Origin of the sequence: Comamonas sp. A7-5, assembly GCF_039581385.1 — a bacterium.
Taxonomy (GTDB): domain Bacteria; phylum Pseudomonadota; class Gammaproteobacteria; order Burkholderiales; family Burkholderiaceae_C; genus Comamonas; species Comamonas thiooxydans.
Genome location: NZ_JBCPWO010000016.1, coordinates 82,772 through 98,066 on the forward strand (window position 1 = coordinate 82,772; position 15,295 = coordinate 98,066).

The following is a 15,295-nucleotide window of genomic DNA, read 5'->3' on the forward strand; positions in this document are numbered from 1 at the left end:
GAGCGAGCCTCTGGCTCGCCATCCACTCAAAAGCGAGGCTCAGGCCTCGCTTTTTCATTTTCAATCCGGTGGCCGGCCGATTCACTTGGGTGCGGATGTCTCCAATAGCTTCAGCCGACGCTGCAGCTGCGCCTGCTTTTCCACATCGCCGCCCTGCTGCGCTGCCTTGAGTTGCAGCAGAAGCCAGGCCATCAAAGGCCTGCGCCAGCCTTGCTCCGAAGCGGTATCGACGCCTTGCTGCAGCAGGTCAGGCACCGCAGCGCCGCCACGCAGCAGCACACCCGCAGCCACCAGTCTCGATAGCGGATCCTTGATCTCAGCCGTAGCGGCTACACCTGTTCCGCCGCCGAGCAACTGCCGCGCCACGCCGCGCTGTGCCTCGGGCAAAAGCTCTATATCACCCGCTTGCGGACTGGCCTGCAGATAGCGGGCATAGGCTTGCTCTGGCTTGCCCGCATCCTGCGCCAGCGCCTCATAGGCCGGGCAGCTGTTCCAGTCCAGGCTGGCCACCTGCGCCGCGCAGCGCATCAACTCCAGCTTGGCGGCCTGCGCGGGCTGGCCGGTGCTTGCCACTGCATCACGCGCCTTCTGCCACTGCAGCGCCTCCACGCGCTGATGCCCCTGCAAATAGGCCTGAGTAGCTTTTTGCGCCGCAGCTTCGGCACTCAAGGCCCAATCCGGTGCCGGGGCTTGGTTGCCACAGGCCGAAATCGCTATGACGGATATAGCAGCCAGCGTTCTACCCCATTGGCCTAGAGTCTGTTTTTTCTTGATTTTTTGCGTCATGGCAGTTTCAACTCCGGCTTGTGGGAAAACGGCCATTTGCGCTGCAGATCGTTGAGCACGGACTCCAGCCTCAGCAGATTGCTTTCGACCTCGGCGCGCAGCGCACCCAGGTCGGTCGAGGCCTCGCGGGCATTGCTGCCCACCACCTGCATATCGGCCAGTACGGCATCGACCTTGGCCATGCTTTTGCGCGTATCGGCCAACAAGCCGTTGAGCTGCTCCATGGTGGCCTTGACCTGGGGCATGACGCCATGCGCATCGAAGACCTGGCTGTCGGCGCGCGCCACCATGCGGTCCATGCGTCCGAGCAGGGAGTTGGCGCGCTCCAGCATCTGGCCGACCTTCTTCGCTTCCTCATCGCTGCCCAGCACCGCTCCGAGAACCCCGCCCTGGCCCTGCATGCGCTCGGCCAGCTTGCGCACTTCGGCCAGTGATCCGCCCAAGGCCGAATCCGTGGCGGTCAGTGCAGCCACATTGGCCAGCACCTCCTTGGCGGAATTGATGATCTGGGGCAGCTCTGCCGTGGCGTCGCCGCTGAGCACGGGTCGCACGGAATCCGGCGGCAGCGGCGCATCGTCCAGCATGCCGGTATAGGCCTTGATGGTGGTACCGCCCACCAGGCCCTTGACCAGCGTGAACACGCTGGACTGGCGCAGCCAGTGGGCATCCTTCTCGGTCACATCGACCAGAATGCGAACCGAGCCGTCCTTGGCCAGCTCTATCTTGTGCACACGGCCTATGGGAAAGCCCGAGAAGGTCATGTCCATGCCCACGACCACGCCTTCGGAGTCATCGGCCGTCAGCACCAGACGCTGCGTGGGCTCGAACACCCCGCGCGCATAGAGCAGATAAGCGGCAGCACTCAGAATCAAGATCAGGGTCAGCGCCAGCAGCGCGGCTGCCTTGGCGCGCAGGTGCGCGACGGGTTTGAGGCTGAGCAACTCCTCGTCAATCAGCTGCTCCTCGGCCATACGCGTTTCGCTCATGGCTCCATCCTTTTCAGTAATAGTTGCCCATGAGCGAGATCACCTCGATCAGGAGCAACACGGCAAACATGCGTGCAAAGCCACCCAGCTCCGCCCCGCCCTGCCGGTGCCGTGCAACCGGCGTGTACATGGCAGAGGCCAGCGGCATGACGGCCACCGTGAGGCTGAAAAACCAGGTCTTGAGCACGAACACCAGCGTCAGCGACGGTGTGAAGATCTGACCAAAGATGCGTGTGTACGCACCAAACCCGGCCAGGCTGAAGCCGTAGACGCTCAGATACACGGTGACCAAGGCCACGATGCAGCTGAGTGCGGCCAGTGTGATGGCGGCAAACACGCCCGCCGCCGCACGCGGCACCAGCGCCGCACGGACGGGGTCAATGCCTTGCGTCTTCCACTTCGCGAGCTGGCCCTGCATACGCATCTGCACCACCTGCACGCCGGCTGGAATGGTGCAGCGCATGGCCACAAACAGTGCGGCCGTCAGCGGTATCAGCTCGATCACCATCACCCGCACCACCAGATCCAGTGCATAGCGCGACAGGCCGTAACTTTGTGCGGTGACAATGACGATGCGCGCAATCACCGCACACAGCAGGGCCGCCAGCGCGGTAAAGCCTGTGAGTATGGGGGCGGTCTGCGCAAACATCTGCTGGGCCAGCATGGCCCGCCCGCGCTTCTGGTAGCTCGACGGCGAGCTGACCAGCACCAGCAGCACGGCTGTCAGATAAATGCTGCGCCACCACGCCAGGGCCTGCGCGCCCAGCGCGGCCCAGATCCGCCCCGGCAGCTTGATGGTGGTTTCACTCCAGCTCATGCAGGAATGATAGCGTCCACTTAAGGGTACGGGCGCAGCCGCCACGGTTGCCGCCTGTCAGACATGGCGCTTTGCCGCAGCACTGACCTGCAAGCCTTCGGGCAAGGGCTCATCGGCCTGGGCATGCAAGGCCTCGATGATGTGACAAAAGCTGTCCGAGCCGTCGCACTGGCTGCGCAGTTGCATCAGCTCATGCTCCAGAGCCTGCAGCTCGGCCAGTCGCTCGCGCACATGGCCCAGATGGGCGTCCAGGGTTTTGTTGGCAGCCACGCAATCGGCCTTGCGCGCACCATCGAGCGCCAGCAGTGTTCGCACTTCGTCCAGCGACATATCCATGGCCCGGCACAGCCGAATAAAACGCAGCCTGTGAACATCGCCATCGGTGTAGAGACGGTACTGGTTGTCCTCGCGCATGCCAGGCGAGAGCAGTTGCTCCTTCTCGTAGTAACGGATATTGGCCGCGGCGATGCCGGAACGCTTCGCTGCCTCGCCAATGCGCCAGCGCGGAATATCGTGCGAATTGAGGGACATGCTTGACCTTGAAGTGACTTTATTGTTTTCAATACTGCCATGAAGCAAGAAAGCCTGTCCACCCACGCCCATGGCGGCGGCCACAATGGTCATTCACATGATCACGATCATGCACATCCGCATGAACATGTGCCAGCCACTTCGAAACCTATTGCCGCCACAGCCACATCGGCCTGCGGAACCGGCTGCTGTGCACCGTTTTCCATCAGCGAGCCAGCCAAGAGCCAGGCTCACGATGAGGGTGACGGTCATGACCATGCTCACGACCATGGCGTGCTGCCCGGCTGGCCGCGCATCTACGCCGCTCTGGCGGCGGCTCTGGCGGCCGAGGCCTGCCACTGGTTTGGCGGCGACGACGCCAACTCGACGCTTCAATATCTGGGCATGGCACTGGCCGTGCTGGGTATCGCGTTGTCGGGTCTGGGGGTCTACAAGGCCGGCCTCAAGGATCTGCTGCGCTTCAAGCTCGGAATTCATGCACTGATGGCGGTGGCCGTCACCGGCGCCTTCATCATCGGCCAGTGGCCCGAAGCCGCCATGGTCATGGCCCTTTATGCGGCGGCCGAGCGCATCGAAGACCAGGCCATGGACAAGGCCCGCCTGGCCATCCGCAATCTGCTGCAACTGGCGCCAGAGACCGCCGATGTGCTGCAGCCCGACGGCAGCACTGTGCGCATGGCCGCCAACGAGGTCCCCCTGGGCGCCGTGCTGCGCGTGACGCCCGGCGCTCGCGTGCCGCTGGACGGTCTGGTCACCGAAGGTGAAAGCTCGGTCAACCAGGCCCCCATCACGGGCGAGAGCGCGCTGGCGCACAAAGGCCCGGGCGACGAGCTGTATGCAGGCTCCATCAACCAGGACGGCGAGTTGCACCTGCGTGTAACTGCACCGGCCAGCGACAGCCTGATTGCGCGCATCGTCCATGCCGTGGAGCAGGCGCAGTCCTCCAAGGCTCCCACCCAGCGCTTTGTCGACCGCTTCGCCGAGGTCTACACCCCCATCGTGCTGGTGCTGGCGATTGCCCTGGGCCTGCTCGCGCCCTGGCTGCTGGACTGGAGCTGGCATCAGGCCGCTTACCAGGCCCTGGCCCTGCTGGTCATCGCCTGCCCCTGTGCCCTGGTGCTGTCCACCCCGGTCACCGTGGTCAGCGCGCTCACGGCTGCTGCCAAGCGCGGTATTCTCATCAAGGGAGGCAGCGCACTGGAATCGGCCCGCCAGCTCAAGGCCATCGCACTCGACAAGACCGGCACGCTGACCACGGGCTCACCCAAGCTGGTGGACTGGCAGAACTGGAATGCGGCGAGCAGCGATGAAGCCGCAGCCCGCGCCTATGCGCTGGCATCGCGCTCCGACCACCCGGTATCGCGCGCGATTACCCAGGGGCTGGAGACCCAGGTCGGCAAGGACTTTGCCGAAGCACAGCAATTGCAAGCCCTGCCCGGCCGCGGCGTGCAGGCCCAAATCAACGGTGAACGCTGGACGCTGGCCAATCTGCGCTGGGTGGGCGAGCAAGGCTGGGACAGTGCCGAACTCCAAGCCGCGCTGATGCTGCAGGAGCAACAGGGCCGCACCGTCACCCTGCTGGCCAATGAACAGGGCGTGCAGGCGCTGTTTGCCGTGGCCGACCCGCTGCGCCCGCAGGCCAAGGCGGCCGTGGCCCAGTTGCAGGCGCTGGGCGTCAAACCCATTGTGCTCAGCGGCGACAACAGCGCCACCGTGCGCACGGTGGCCGCGGAAGCAGGCATCAGCGATGCACGCGGCAATATGCTGCCCGAGGACAAGCTCAAGACCCTGAGCGAGTTGCAGCGCGACATCGGCCCCACGGCCATGACAGGCGACGGCATCAACGACGCGCCGGCGCTGGCCCAGGCCGATATAGGCTTTGCCATGGGCGGCATGCATGCCACCGACATGGCCATGGAGACTGCCGATGTGGTGCTCATGAACGACGACCTGCGCCGTATCCCCGAGGTGGTCGATCTCTCGCAGCGCGCTCACAGCGTGCTGTGGCAGAACATCAGCCTGGCCCTGGGCATCAAGCTGGCCTTCTTCGTTCTGGCCGTCAGCGGCAATGCCAGCATGTGGCTGGCCGTGCTGGCCGATATGGGCGTGAGCCTGCTGGTGGTCGCCAACGGCCTGCGCCTGCGCCATTGGGGGAACAGGCCTGAAAACACATGAAATTCGACCTTAGCCCTTGATGGGAAAGCGCAAGCAGCTATCTAATTTACGATTTACTGCACCGGGCGGGGAACTAAACCCCGCCCTTCGCTATCATTCAGCCCATGCGTCGCTTTTTCTCCTTGTTCCTGGTTTTGCTGCTGGCCCTGCGCGGCCTGGCAGGTGATGCCATGGCCATGGAGCAGAACACCGACCAGTCCCATCACATGGGACATGCGTTTGTGCAGACGCAGAGCCTGGACGAAGTGGCCGCCATGGCAGCCGCTGTGCACCACGCGCATGCAAGCCTCGCAGCCGACGCACAGCCGCATCACGACATGGCCGCGTCCCACAAGGCAGGCCCTGCAGGGACCGTCAACTGCAGCGCCAATGCCGCCGACAGCGACTGCCACCAGCATGAAGGCCATTGCACGGCCTGCGGCATCTGCCACTCGACGCTGGCCAACCCCGAGTTGCTGACGCTTCACTCCAGCCTCCCCCTGGCCGCCCAGCCGACCCATGGTGCAGCGCGCTTTGCCAGCGCAGCGCCTGCCGACCTCGTCAAACCACCGATTTCTGCGCTCTGACGCCCTAGGTGCGTCCGCATTTTGATGGCAGCCATCGTGCTTGCTGTCTAGTTTCGAGCCGTCAAACGCTCAAGGCTGCGGACCTTCTCCCGGTTTTAGACGACAGGAATCCTCTATGCGCCACGCGCACCCTCTTTCTTTGACAGCCATGGCTTTGCTCATGACCGGCGTCAGCCCGCCAGTCCTGGCCCAGACGCCTGCGTCGACTCTCCCGGTGGCCCAATCCCCAGCCAACGGCAACCGCGTTTTCGATCCCGATGCTCCCACGCTGGCGCTGCAGCACCAGCCACTTGCCGCCAGCGCGGCCATCGTCGCCCAGCCCGGTGACTGGAAGGCCGCCAATGCCGTGGTGAGCGAGTTCCCGCGCGGCCATGGCGATGTGCTCAGGTGGGAGAAATCCCAGGGCAATGCCTCCGGCCCAGCCCCGGACAGCGGTGCTTCCGCACATCAGCACCATCACGGAGGCCAGCCATGAAGCGCCTTGCATTCAAAGCCGCACCATTGCTCGCCGCAATGTCACTCACACTTGTGCTGGCCGGCTGCGCCAGTATCTCGCCCGACGGACTTCGCGGCGACGTGGCCAGACATACCGAAGGCAGGCTGCCCGCGGGTGCACAGCTGCCGTCGCCGGACGCCCAGGCCCTGCAGGATGCGCAGACCCAGATTGCCGACTGGCTCAAAGCCCCTGTCGATGCCGACACCGCCGTGCGCATCGCCCTGCTCAACAACCCTGGTCTGCAGGCCCAGCTGGCTGCGCTCGGCATTGCCGACGCGCAGCGCGTGCAAGTGCTGACCCTGCCCAACCCCAGCTTTACCTTCGGCCGCTTTCGCAACGGCCACGAGCGCGAGATCGAGCGCCAACTCAGCTTTGGGCTGGTGCAGCTCATCACCCTGCCCTGGCGCAGCCGCTGGCAGGGCTGGCAGATGGAACAGGCCACTCTGACGGCCGCCCAGCAGGTGCTGCTGCTTGCCTCCGACACACGCCGCGCATGGCTGCGCGCCGTGGCAGCCGAGCAAGCCCTGGCCGCCAACGAGCGCATGCACGAGGCAGCGGCCCTGGGCGGCGAGCTGGCCCGCCGCATGGCCCAGGTCGGCAACTTCAGCAAGATGGACCAAGCCAGAGAGCTGGCCCAGCAGCAGCAGGCCTCCGCCCAGCTGGCACGCGCGCGTCTGAACGCCCAGCTGGAACGCGAGCAGCTGGCCCGCCGCATGGGCCTGTGGGGCGAGCAGTTGGCCTACAAGCTGTCCGAGCAACTGCCCGCCTTGCCCAAAGCCACCGAGCTGCGCGGCGGCGATGACGCCGAAGCCACCGCCTTGCGCCAGCGGCTGGACTTGGGCGCGCTGCGGCGCGACCTGGATGTGACCGCCGGCCGCCAGGGCTGGGCCACGATTGGCACCATCTTTGGTGATATCGGCGCCAGCTACAGCAACAACACCAGCACCGACAGAGCCACCGGCCATAGCGACAAGACGCAAGGCTGGGAGTTCGACGTGCCGCTGCCGCTGTTCGACTGGGGCTTTGCCGCGCGCGGCATGGCACGCAACCAAGTGCTGCGCAGCGCATCGCTGCTGCGCGACAACGCCATACGCGCACGCAGCGAAGCCCGCAGCAGCTGGCTGGCCTATCGCACGGCTTACGACCTGGCCCAGCAGCAGCAGGCCGAGGTTCTGCCCTTGGCCAAGCTGATGCAGGAAGAAACCGTCTACCGCTACAACGGCATGTTCATGAGTGTGTGGCAACTGCTGGCCCAGGCCCGCAGCACCACGCAAGCGGTGGTGACCGCCACCGAGGCACAGCGCGACTTCTGGCTGGCCGAGACCGATCTGCGCCTGGCCCTGACAGGCACATCGCCAGGAACCTCCCCCACCGTCAACACCACCGCAGCGCCCGCTGCACAAGCCGCAGCAGGTCACTGATATGCAACGCCGATCCTTTTTCACTGGCGCTGCCACTGCAGTGGCAGCCGCCACAACCTCAATGGCCGTCAGCCGGGTTGCCATGGCGGCCCTGCCCGAACCCGTCATGCAAGGCAGCGCCGACACGGCTGCGCCTTTGACGCCGCCCAACGGTCGCCCCTACCAACCCGTGGTCACGCTCAACGGCTGGACCACGCCCTGGCGCATGAATGCGGGCGTCAAGGAGTTCCACCTCGTGGCCGAGCCCGTGGTGCGCGAGGTGGCGCCCGGATTTTTCGTCAATATGTGGGGCTACAACGGCCAGTCGCCGGGCCCCACGATCGAAGTGGTGGAAGGCGACAAGGTGCGCATCTTCGTCACCAACCGCCTGCCCGAGAGCACCACCATCCACTGGCATGGCCAGCGTCTGCCCAATGGCATGGACGGTGTGGGCGGTCTGAACCAGCCCCACATCCCTCCGGGCAAGACCTTCGTCTATGAGTTCGAGGCGCGCCGCCCCGGCACCTTCATGTACCACCCGCATTCGGACGAGATGGTGCAGATGGCCATGGGCATGATGGGCTTGTGGATCACCCACCCCAAGACAGCCCACCCGCTGATCGACAAGGTGCAGCGCGACTATGCCTTCCTGCTCAGCGCCTATGCAGTCGAGCCCGGCACCATGACACCGCGCATCAACGAGATGACGGATTTCAATATCTGGACCTTCAACAGCCGCGCCTTCCCCGCCATCAGCCCACTGGTGGCTCGTCAGGGTGACAAGGTGCGCATCCGCGTGGGCAATCTGACCATGACCAACCACCCCATCCATATCCACGGCCATGAGTTCGAGGTTACAGGCACCGACGGCGGCCCCATTCCAAAGTCCGCCCGCTGGCCCGAGGTGACAACGGATGTGGCCGTGGGTCAGATGCGCCAGGTCGAATTCATTGCCGACGAACCCGGCGACTGGGCTTTCCACTGCCACAAGAGCCACCACACCATGGGCGCCATGGGTCACGACGTGCCCACCATGATCGGCGTGGACCACCGCGGCCTGGTGGGCAAGATCCAGAAGATCGTGCCCGACTACATGCTGATGGGCGAGCGCGGCATGGGCGATATGGGCGGCATGGAAATGCCTTTGCCCGACAACACCTTCCCCATGATGACCGGCCAGGGCCCTTACGGCCCCATCGAAATGGGCGGGATGTTCACCAGCTTCAAGGTACGCAAAAACCTGGGTGCCAACGACTACAAGGACCCCGGCTGGTACCAGCAGCCCAAAGGGACCCGTGCCTATGAATGGCAGGGCGCACCTTTCGATGCCAAGGCCCCCCGCCAGAGCACGCCCGGCACCGCTCCCGGAGCCGCCACCGTACGCAAACCCGAAACCGGCCCCGCCACGGGGGCTCACACCCAGCACTGATGCCAGGAGACTCCCATGAAGACTGTTCATTTCATAGCCGCCTGCGCTTTGGCAGCAAGCGTCAGTGCAAGTTTTGCACATGGAAACAACGCCCATGCCAGCGGTCCCGTAGTCAAGGAGCAAAAGCCCTGGGGCATTGCTGCCGAGACCAGGGAGGCCCAGCGCACCATCACCATCCAGATGACGGACGACATGCGCTTCAGCCCCAGTCATTTCAGCGTGAAAAAGGGCGAAACCCTGCGCATGCGCGTGGTCAACAAAGGCCTTCTCATGCACGAGATGGTGCTGGGCACCCGGGCATCGCTCGATGAGCACGCGCAGATGATGCTCAAGTACCCCGGCATGGAACATGCCGAACCCTATATGGCCCATGTGGCCACAGGCCAGACCGAAGACATGGTGTGGAGCTTCAACCGCGCAGGCGAATTCGACTTCGCCTGCCTGATCGCCGGCCATTACCAGGCCGGCATGACGGGGCGTTTCACCGTCACCGAATAACGCAAGAAAGGAATTCCCGATGACAAGCACCAACCGCCGCCACGTTCTGCATCTGCTGGCCGCCGCTGCCTGCATGGCTGCGCTGCCAGCAATGGCGGCTGCTCCCGCCAAGATTGCCATGGAGGTCTGGAAAGACCCGAACTGCGGCTGCTGCAAGGACTGGATTGCCCTGATGGAGCAGGCTGGTTTCGCCGTCAAGGTGCACGACGTGGGCAACAGCGCCGTACGCGCCAAACTGGGCCTGCCTACCCGCCTGGGTTCCTGCCATACCGCCCTGGTAGGCGGTTATCTGGTCGAAGGCCATGTGCCTGCCGCCGATGTGCACAAGCTGCTGAAGCAAAAACCCAAGGCGCTGGGCATCGCCGTACCGGGCATGCCCATCGGCAGTCCCGGCATGGACGGCCCCGAGTACGGCGGCCGCAAAGACCCCTACGACGTGCTGCTGGTCACCCAAAGCCTGATGCGCAGCGATGTCAGCACCTCGGTCTTCACCAGCTATCGCGGCTGACCCCCTCAATTCAGGAGAACATGATGAGAAACCTCTTTCACACCACTTTGGCAGCCCTGAGCCTGGGCTTTGCGCTGACCACTCCCGCTTTGGCGCAGGATCACTCGGCACACGCTGGTCACGGCGCAGCAGCCGGCACTTCTGCAACCGCACCTGCAGCTCAGGCCGATGCATTGACCGCCGGTGAAATCACCCGCGTGGACAAGCGCACAGGCAAGCTGACGATTCGCCACGAAGAAATCAAGAACCTGGACATGCCTCCCATGACCATGGTGTTTGCGCTGGCAGACGCCAGCCAGTCCAACGATTTCAAAGCCGGTGACAAAGTGCTGTTCCGCGCCGAGGACAAGGATGGCTCGCTGATCATCACCCGCATCCAGCCGGCGTCCTGATGCAGTCTCGCCGTTAAAGCGATGACGATGCCATGCAAGCATGGCATCGTCATCCCGTCACAACCCCGTGGATGTCACTCCCGCATGGCCTGCCACGCGCTCCAGTACATCCCCGGGCACATCACGACCGCCGTGCACCAGCAGATCATGGGCATTGCGACCCAGGGCATCCCTTCGCTGGAGATCGACCCCGGCCGACCAGAACCAGCGCACTGCCTCCCACGCGCCATGGTCCACGGCCATCAGATACGGGGTTCGGCCCTTGTCATCCCCGGTCCTGTCGAGGTCGCTCCCCGCTTGCAGCAGCACTTGCAGCATCTCTGTGCGCCCGTTGAAGGCCGCCCAGGCGGTGGCGGTCATGCCCGTTGCCAGACTCACCTGATCCAGCGGACTGCCTTGCTCCACCAGCCATTGGGCCGCGGCATCGTTGCCGCAATTGAGGGCAGTGATCAGCGCATTGAGACCTGTGCTCTTTTGCACATAGGCGATATCGTCACCGTCCCTCAGGCGCAACTCCAGCGCAGCAATATCGCCTTTTTCAGCGGCCTTGAGCAGTTTCATACTCATCTCAGTACATCCATTTCCTGATCAGCGCCCGCCCAAAGCGCTTTTCCAGCCGCACTTCGGCCTGCTCATCGCCATCATCCCGCCCCTGGGCCACGGCGTGACTGCGGCATAGCGACATCAAGGCCAGCGCGTCCAGATAGTCGCCCACATCGTCGAACATACGGGTCAGCAAGGGGCTGCTGTCATGGTCCAGATACCAGACAGAGCCATCGCGGCGGTCAAAGCACCAGAGATTGCCATTGCCCAGGTAGTCCCCGAACACCACCAGCTCGCTCAACTGCGCCTTCAAGGCCAGCGCCTGTTCCGGCGCACTCATCTCCACAATATCGGCGATGCCCGGAAACACGACTTGCACCGGCCCGATGGCATCCATGTCTGCATCCGGCGCCATGAGATCAAAGCACGGACTCAGCAAGCGCTCGGCCCAGTCCAGCACACCGAGCTGCAAAAGATAGTCACGCAAGGACTCGGGCAGATTGCAACCCAGGCGCCATTCGCACAGGCGCAGCTCGGCCCGGCTGAATGGCCTGGCTTGGGCGGGCTCTTCATCCATCCAGGCATGAGCCTGCAGGCCTTGATACCAGTGGGCCAGCCGCTGATCGAGCGAAGCATCGGCGGGCTGCCAATACGGCTCGGGCAGGTCGGCCTCATCCCACACATCATGGTTTTCTACAAAGCGCTGGCTGCGCCCGAACTCGGCCTGCAAAAAACGAGACCATGCCACCGCGTCCGAGGGTGAAGGCCAGTGCATCTGAGCGAGCACCGCCACCGGCATCCAGGGCTTATGGCCCATGCGCGGCGCCTCATTCGCATCACGCACCACAAAGCGCAAGGCAGGCTGTGCCAGCAGACCTGCTGGCGGGGACTGATGTGGCGCATCAAGCTGGGCAGCGGCATCGGCAGGCAGATCCACCCAGTCGCTCAGCGTCAGTTCGGGCAATGCCTGCACCAGCGCAGGCAGGTCTTTGAAGATTTTCATGCAGGCATTCCGTGCATTGTGTGTTTTAGGTGCATGGGGTGCACAGGGCGTAGACTGCGCGTCCTATGTTGACGCTAGAGCAGTTTCACTCCGGGCTGGCCAATGGTTCACTGGCCCGCGCACACCATATCAGGCTCTGCGATGGGCTGACCGAGTTCCCCGCCGCGCTTTCTCAGCTGACCGAGACGCTGGAGATCCTCGATCTGTCCGGCAACCAGCTCACCACATTGCCAGAAGAGCTGACGCGTTTTGCGCGGCTGCGTATTCTGTTTGCCTCGAACAATCCGTTCAGCGAACTGCCCCGCGTGCTGGGCCGCATGCCGCAACTTGAAATGGTGGGCTTCAAGGCCTGCCGCATCGAGCATGTGCCCGAGGACAGCCTGCCGCCGCGATTGCGCTGGCTGATTCTCACGGACAACCGCGTGCAGCGGCTGCCCGAATCCATGGGCCGATGCACGCGCCTGCAAAAACTCATGCTGTCGTGCAACCAGCTGAGTCAGTTGCCCCAGAGCCTGGAGCATTGCCAAGCGCTGGAGTTGCTGCGCATTGCAAGCAACCGTTTCGAAGATGCTCCCGAAGTCATCTTCCGGCTGCCTCGCCTAGCGTGGCTGGCGTTGGCAGGTAACCCAATGACTCAAAAACAGGAGCTGGATACGATTTCAGGGCATGGGATTGAGCCCATTTTCTATCAAAATCTGCAGATCACCGGCAAGCTGGGCGAAGGCGCCAGCGGCCATATCTACCGCGCCAGCCTCAACGGGCAGGATCTGGCACTCAAGGTTTTCAAGGCCGCCCAGACCAGCGACGGCACGCCGCAATCCGAACTGGCGGCAGGCATTGCGGCAGGACAGCACCCTCATCTGCTGACGCCGCTGGCGCAGGTTCTGGGTGCTCCTGACGGACAAATGGCCATGGCCCTGCCCCTGCTGGATTCAGCCATGCACCCGCTGGCCGGGCCGCCCAGCTTCGACAGCTGCACACGAGATGTCTATGACCCCGAACTTCGCCTGCAAGCCGACCAGGCCCAGCAGCTGCTGCAAGGCATACGTTCTGCCATCACCCATCTGCACGGCCGTGGTCTGCTCCATGGAGATCTGTATGCCCACAATATCCTGTGCAATCTGCAGACCGGGCAGGCCGTGCTCAGCGACTTTGGCGCCGCCGCGCTTTTGCAAGGCCTGCCCGAAACGCAGCAAGCGCTGCTGCAGCAGATCGAGCTGCGTGCGCTGCGCCACCTGGAAAACGAGGTTCAGGCTCTTGTCGGCTGAGTCTTATTGCAAGAATGCGGGCTTGGCATAACCCGCAAACTTGCTGTCCACCACGCCCTTGAACTCGGAGGACTTGTAAGCTGCAGCCAGATCCTTGGCCCATTGCGCATCCTTGTCCTTGGTCTTGACGGCCACGATGTTCAGATAATGCTCGGGCGTTTTTTCCAGCAGCACCGAGTCCGACAGCTTCAGGCCCGAGGAAATCGCAAAGTTGCCGTTGATGATGGCGTACTGTGCATCATCAAGCGCGCGCGGCAGATGAGCCGCATCCAGGGGCACGAGCTTGATCTTCTTGGGATTGGAGGCCAGATCCAGCTCGGACACGCGCAGCGGGTTCACGCCTTCCTTGAGCCTGACCAGTCCCGCCTGCTGCAGCAGCAGAATGCCCCGAGCCAGATTGCTGGCGTCGTTGGGCAGGGCAATGCGATCCCCCTCCTTCAGGTCGGCCAGACTTTTGCGCTGCTTGCTGTAGACGCCCATTGGTGCAATCGGCCCCTGTACCAGGGCCGTCAGATCGAGCTTGCGGTCGCCCTTGAACTGGTTGAAATAGACCTCGTGCTGGAAGAAATTGGCATCCAGCGAACCGTCGGCCAAAGCCAGGTTGGGCTGGACATAGTCGTTGAACTCCACCAGGCGAACCTTGTAGCCCTTCTTCTGCAGAATGGGAACTATGCCGTATTGCAGCTGATCAATGTTGGAGCCGGCCGTGCCGCCGATGACCAGTTGCTTTTTGCCCGCGTCCTGGGCCGCCGCCGGCAAGACGCCCATGACCAGTGCAGCGCCTGCCAGCAAAGTGGTGGCCAGAAGACTGCGGCGGCGCCGTGCCACGGAAAAAAGATGGGTCATGCTTGCTCCTCGTTGATGTACTGTGTTTTGATATCAAAGGTCTGACTCTGCATCCATGCAGAGGCCTTTGCAGTATCCAGACCGCGGGCGCAAATTCCAACCAATAAAAACCCATGCTCTTATTTGCTTTTCATCTAAAACCAGCAAATCCACGGGCATGAAAAAAGGGCCGCATCGCGGCCCTTGGCGTATTCAGTCCAACCCCATCACTTCAGGAAAGCAGGCTTGGAGTAGCCGGGGAACTGGCTGTCCACCACGGCCTTGAACTCTGGCGAGCGGTAGGCAGCAGACAGATCCTTGGCCCACTGGCTGTTTTCGTTGCCGGTCTTCACGGCCACCACGTTCAGGTACAGATCGGGAGTCTTTTCCAGCACCACGGCCTCGCTCAGCTTCAGACCCGAGGAAACGGCAAAGTTGCCATTGACCACCACATAGTCGGCGTCTTCCAGCACACGCGGCAACTGGGCTGCCTCCAGCGCCACAAACTTGAGCTTGTGGGGATTGGCGGCCAGATCCAACTCGGAGATACGGGCCGGGTTCACCCCTTCCTTGACCTTGACGAGGCCTGCCTGCTGCAACACCAGCAATGCACGCGCCAGGTTGCTGGGGTCATTGGGCAGAGCCACCTTGGCGCCACTCTTGATATCGGCCAGAGACTTGTGCTTTTTGCTGTACACACCCATGGGTGCCACCGGGCCCTGGGCAATCGCAGTCAGCGCCAGCTTGCGATCCGTGGTGAACTGATCGAAATAGGCACGGTGCTGGAAGAAATTGGCATCCAGCGAGCCATCGGACAGCGCCAGATTGGGCTGCACATAGTCGTTGAACTCGATCAGCTTGATCTGGTAGCCCTTTTTCTGCAGCTGGGGCACTATGCCTTTTTGCAGCAGGTCGTAATTGGAGCCGGCGGTGGCGCCAATCAGCAGGTTCTTTTTGGCCGGGTCCTGTGCCAGAGCAGGTACACCGGCAGTCGCCAGCAATGCTACTGCGGCAGTGGCCAGAACGGCACGGCGGCTGGCAGCAAAAGAAAAATGGGCGGGCATGGATCTCT

Annotated in this window: 17 protein-coding genes; 9 read left to right on the forward strand and 8 right to left on the reverse strand. The window is 63.2% G+C overall.

Annotated elements, in window-relative coordinates:
• Nucleotides 1–81: 81 nt before the first annotated feature.
• Genes AAIL67_RS21025 through AAIL67_RS21040 form a run of 4 tightly spaced genes read right to left on the reverse strand, consistent with a single transcriptional unit; the run spans nucleotide 82 to nucleotide 3,120 of the window.
• Complete coding sequence (locus AAIL67_RS21025; protein ID WP_343484787.1) at nucleotides 82–786, reverse strand: hypothetical protein; 705 nt, start codon at nucleotides 784–786, stop codon at nucleotides 82–84.
• On the reverse strand, nucleotides 783–1,772 hold the full coding sequence (locus AAIL67_RS21030; protein WP_343484788.1) for an MlaD family protein: 990 nt from the start codon (nucleotides 1,770–1,772) through the stop codon (nucleotides 783–785). The genes AAIL67_RS21025 and AAIL67_RS21030 overlap by 4 nt, the downstream gene beginning before the upstream one ends.
• Before the next feature lie 13 nt (nucleotides 1,773–1,785).
• Nucleotides 1,786–2,589 carry an ABC transporter permease gene (locus AAIL67_RS21035; protein ID WP_003077169.1) on the reverse strand — a complete coding sequence of 268 codons (804 nt, stop codon included), beginning with the start codon at nucleotides 2,587–2,589 and terminating at the stop codon, nucleotides 1,786–1,788.
• A gap of 57 nt (nucleotides 2,590–2,646) precedes the next feature.
• A complete protein-coding gene (locus AAIL67_RS21040) occupies nucleotides 2,647–3,120 on the reverse strand; it encodes a Cd(II)/Pb(II)-responsive transcriptional regulator (protein WP_343484789.1) in 474 nt (157 codons plus the stop codon).
• A gap of 39 nt (nucleotides 3,121–3,159) precedes the next feature.
• Here AAIL67_RS21040 and AAIL67_RS21045 point away from each other — a divergent pair, with 39 nt between their 5' ends.
• The 8 genes from AAIL67_RS21045 to AAIL67_RS21080 all read left to right on the forward strand — a co-directional run bounded on the left by AAIL67_RS21045 (nucleotide 3,160) and on the right by AAIL67_RS21080 (nucleotide 10,584).
• Nucleotides 3,160–5,295: a cation-translocating P-type ATPase gene (locus tag AAIL67_RS21045; RefSeq protein ID WP_197483996.1), complete on the forward strand. Its 2,136-nt coding sequence runs from the start codon at nucleotides 3,160–3,162 to the stop codon at nucleotides 5,293–5,295.
• A gap of 104 nt (nucleotides 5,296–5,399) precedes the next feature.
• Nucleotides 5,400–5,861 carry a hypothetical protein gene (locus AAIL67_RS21050; protein ID WP_063665226.1) on the forward strand — a complete coding sequence of 154 codons (462 nt, stop codon included), beginning with the start codon at nucleotides 5,400–5,402 and terminating at the stop codon, nucleotides 5,859–5,861.
• A 115-nt stretch (nucleotides 5,862–5,976) separates the two neighbouring features.
• Nucleotides 5,977–6,336, forward strand: a complete 360-nt coding sequence (locus AAIL67_RS21055; RefSeq protein WP_063665227.1) for a hypothetical protein — start codon at nucleotides 5,977–5,979, stop codon at nucleotides 6,334–6,336.
• Nucleotides 6,333–7,778 carry a TolC family protein gene (locus tag AAIL67_RS21060; RefSeq protein WP_343484790.1) on the forward strand — a complete coding sequence of 482 codons (1,446 nt, stop codon included), beginning with the start codon at nucleotides 6,333–6,335 and terminating at the stop codon, nucleotides 7,776–7,778. Before AAIL67_RS21055 ends, AAIL67_RS21060 begins: the two co-directional genes overlap by 4 nt.
• A gap of 1 nt (nucleotide 7,779) precedes the next feature.
• Nucleotides 7,780–9,186 (forward strand): copper oxidase, encoded by a 1,407-nt coding sequence (locus tag AAIL67_RS21065; protein ID WP_224650389.1) that lies wholly within the window; start codon nucleotides 7,780–7,782, stop codon nucleotides 9,184–9,186.
• Nucleotides 9,187–9,201: 15 nt separating this feature from the next.
• Entirely contained in the window at nucleotides 9,202–9,684 is a 483-nt protein-coding gene (locus AAIL67_RS21070; RefSeq protein WP_343484791.1) for a cupredoxin family protein, read from the forward strand.
• A gap of 19 nt (nucleotides 9,685–9,703) precedes the next feature.
• Entirely contained in the window at nucleotides 9,704–10,192 is a 489-nt protein-coding gene (locus AAIL67_RS21075) for a DUF411 domain-containing protein (protein WP_224650385.1), read from the forward strand.
• 23 nt (nucleotides 10,193–10,215) lie between these two features.
• Entirely contained in the window at nucleotides 10,216–10,584 is a 369-nt protein-coding gene (locus tag AAIL67_RS21080; RefSeq protein WP_003063394.1) for a copper-binding protein, read from the forward strand.
• Nucleotides 10,585–10,641: 57 nt separating this feature from the next.
• Here AAIL67_RS21080 and AAIL67_RS21085 read toward each other — a convergent pair whose 3' ends face one another.
• Nucleotides 10,642–11,151: an ankyrin repeat domain-containing protein gene (locus AAIL67_RS21085; protein ID WP_224650383.1), complete on the reverse strand. Its 510-nt coding sequence runs from the start codon at nucleotides 11,149–11,151 to the stop codon at nucleotides 10,642–10,644.
• Between the two features lies 1 nt (nucleotide 11,152).
• Entirely contained in the window at nucleotides 11,153–12,130 is a 978-nt protein-coding gene (locus AAIL67_RS21090; RefSeq protein ID WP_224650381.1) for an SMI1/KNR4 family protein, read from the reverse strand.
• Nucleotides 12,131–12,195: 65 nt separating this feature from the next.
• Between AAIL67_RS21090 and AAIL67_RS21095 the strand changes: the two genes are divergently transcribed.
• The gene (locus AAIL67_RS21095; RefSeq protein ID WP_224650380.1) at nucleotides 12,196–13,398 is read left to right on the forward strand and encodes a leucine-rich repeat-containing protein kinase family protein; all 1,203 of its coding nucleotides are present in this window, start codon (nucleotides 12,196–12,198) and stop codon (nucleotides 13,396–13,398) included.
• Between the two features lie 3 nt (nucleotides 13,399–13,401).
• Here the strand turns inward: AAIL67_RS21095 and AAIL67_RS21100 are convergent, their stop codons facing one another.
• Complete coding sequence (locus AAIL67_RS21100) at nucleotides 13,402–14,244, reverse strand: MetQ/NlpA family ABC transporter substrate-binding protein (protein WP_224650378.1); 843 nt, start codon at nucleotides 14,242–14,244, stop codon at nucleotides 13,402–13,404.
• A 206-nt stretch (nucleotides 14,245–14,450) separates the two neighbouring features.
• Nucleotides 14,451–15,287, reverse strand: coding sequence for a MetQ/NlpA family ABC transporter substrate-binding protein (locus tag AAIL67_RS21105; RefSeq protein WP_034359209.1), 837 nt, complete (start codon nucleotides 15,285–15,287; stop codon nucleotides 14,451–14,453).
• Nucleotides 15,288–15,295 lie beyond the last annotated feature (8 nt).

Bases quoted from the DNA above. Each gene is read 5' to 3' on its own strand.
- AAIL67_RS21095 (WP_224650380.1), top strand. From the start codon at position 12,196: ATGTTGACGCTAGAGCAGTTTCACTCCGGGCTGGCCAATGGTTCACTG.
- AAIL67_RS21085 (WP_224650383.1), bottom strand. From the start codon at position 11,151: ATGAGTATGAAACTGCTCAAGGCCGCTGAAAAAGGCGATATTGCTGCG.
- AAIL67_RS21105 (WP_034359209.1), bottom strand. From the start codon at position 15,287: ATGCCCGCCCATTTTTCTTTTGCTGCCAGCCGCCGTGCCGTTCTGGCC.
- AAIL67_RS21090 (WP_224650381.1), bottom strand. From the start codon at position 12,130: ATGAAAATCTTCAAAGACCTGCCTGCGCTGGTGCAGGCATTGCCCGAA.
- AAIL67_RS21040 (WP_343484789.1), bottom strand. From the start codon at position 3,120: ATGTCCCTCAATTCGCACGATATTCCGCGCTGGCGCATTGGCGAGGCA.
- AAIL67_RS21045 (WP_197483996.1), top strand. From the start codon at position 3,160: ATGAAGCAAGAAAGCCTGTCCACCCACGCCCATGGCGGCGGCCACAAT.
- AAIL67_RS21035 (WP_003077169.1), bottom strand. From the start codon at position 2,589: ATGAGCTGGAGTGAAACCACCATCAAGCTGCCGGGGCGGATCTGGGCC.
- AAIL67_RS21060 (WP_343484790.1), top strand. From the start codon at position 6,333: ATGAAGCGCCTTGCATTCAAAGCCGCACCATTGCTCGCCGCAATGTCA.
- AAIL67_RS21055 (WP_063665227.1), top strand. From the start codon at position 5,977: ATGCGCCACGCGCACCCTCTTTCTTTGACAGCCATGGCTTTGCTCATG.
- AAIL67_RS21025 (WP_343484787.1), bottom strand. From the start codon at position 786: ATGACGCAAAAAATCAAGAAAAAACAGACTCTAGGCCAATGGGGTAGA.
- AAIL67_RS21070 (WP_343484791.1), top strand. From the start codon at position 9,202: ATGAAGACTGTTCATTTCATAGCCGCCTGCGCTTTGGCAGCAAGCGTC.
- AAIL67_RS21100 (WP_224650378.1), bottom strand. From the start codon at position 14,244: ATGACCCATCTTTTTTCCGTGGCACGGCGCCGCCGCAGTCTTCTGGCC.
- AAIL67_RS21075 (WP_224650385.1), top strand. From the start codon at position 9,704: ATGACAAGCACCAACCGCCGCCACGTTCTGCATCTGCTGGCCGCCGCT.
- AAIL67_RS21050 (WP_063665226.1), top strand. From the start codon at position 5,400: ATGCGTCGCTTTTTCTCCTTGTTCCTGGTTTTGCTGCTGGCCCTGCGC.
- AAIL67_RS21030 (WP_343484788.1), bottom strand. From the start codon at position 1,772: ATGAGCGAAACGCGTATGGCCGAGGAGCAGCTGATTGACGAGGAGTTG.
- AAIL67_RS21065 (WP_224650389.1), top strand. From the start codon at position 7,780: ATGCAACGCCGATCCTTTTTCACTGGCGCTGCCACTGCAGTGGCAGCC.
- AAIL67_RS21080 (WP_003063394.1), top strand. From the start codon at position 10,216: ATGAGAAACCTCTTTCACACCACTTTGGCAGCCCTGAGCCTGGGCTTT.